At 50.1% G+C, this 1,203-nt stretch carries 1 pseudogene; it reads right to left on the minus strand.

Annotation, left to right across the window (positions count from 1 at the left end):
• Positions 1-39: 39 nt before the first annotated feature.
• Positions 40-1,130, minus strand: a pseudogene (locus B4967_RS09580) (IS3 family transposase).
• Positions 1,131-1,203 lie beyond the last annotated feature (73 nt).

A 1,203-nucleotide genomic window follows, 5' to 3' on the forward strand; every position in this document is an offset into this window, starting at 1 on the left:
GGTAATCCCCCCATTTTCAGAGGGTTTCAAAAGTAGAGTTCAGACCACAGCGGCCAGTTTCTGTTGAGGGGTGATCCCTGCAAGCCCCATATTAGGGCGCTCGTGATTGTAGTGCCAGAGCCAACGAGTGGCGTAATCCTGAACCTCTTCGGTACTTTCAAACAGGTATTGGGCTAACCAGTCATAGCGCACCGTTCGATTGTAGCGTTCTATATAAGCATTCTGCTGGGGTTTTCCTGGCTGGATAAACATCAGCTGAATACCTTGACCTTCCGCCCATGCCGATAACTTACCACTGATATATTCTGGCCCGTTGTCACAACGAATAGAGTGCGGCTTACCACGCCATTTCAATGATCTGGTCTAGCGCCCGGATAACTCGTTCAGTAGGCAACGAGATGTCTACTTCGATACCAAGACCTTCTCGGTTAAAGTCGTCGATCACATTCAGAGACGGTAGCGACGACCGTCGCTCAGTTGGTCATGCATAAAATCCATAGACCAGCTGTCATTAATCGTTTCAGGCACCGCTAAAGGTTCAGGCTTCTCGCGGATTAACCGTTTCTTCGGTTTGATCCGAAGATTCAGCTCCAACTCTCGGTAAATCCGGTAGACCCGCTTATGGTTCCAACGAAAGCCTTTCACATTACGTAGGTGCCAGGAAGCACAAGCCAAAGCCCCAGTTTCTCTGGTTATGCGTCAGCGGTGATCAACCAGTCGGCGATTTGATCGTTCTCGCCGCGGAGCTTCGCTTGGTATCGATAGCAATTTTCACTGATGCTAAACATCCAGCAGGCTAGGCGGATGCTGACGTGCTTTTCCATGACGGCTTTCTGCGCCATCTCACGGCGACGAGACGGCTTCACCACTTTTTTTCGATGGCTTCCTTGAGGATATCCGCTTTCAATCGTTCCTCGGCATACATCTTCTTGAGCCGTCGGTTTTCATCCTCTAGCTCTTTTAGCCGTGCCATCATGGACGCATCCATACCACCGAATTTAGCTCGCCACTTATAGAAGGTCGCGCTGCTCATACCGTGCTCACGACATAGCTCCGGAACCGGGGCACCGCCTTCGGCTTGCTTGAGGATTGACAGTATTTTGGCTGTCAGAAAAACGTGATTTTTTCATGCAGAATCTCCCTGCGTTTAGCTTACGGAAAATTCTACTTTTGAGCACCCTGGGTTTTTCGGGGGGATTACCT

Source organism: Vreelandella lionensis (assembly GCF_002087295.1).
Taxonomy (GTDB): domain Bacteria; phylum Pseudomonadota; class Gammaproteobacteria; order Pseudomonadales; family Halomonadaceae; genus Vreelandella; species Vreelandella lionensis.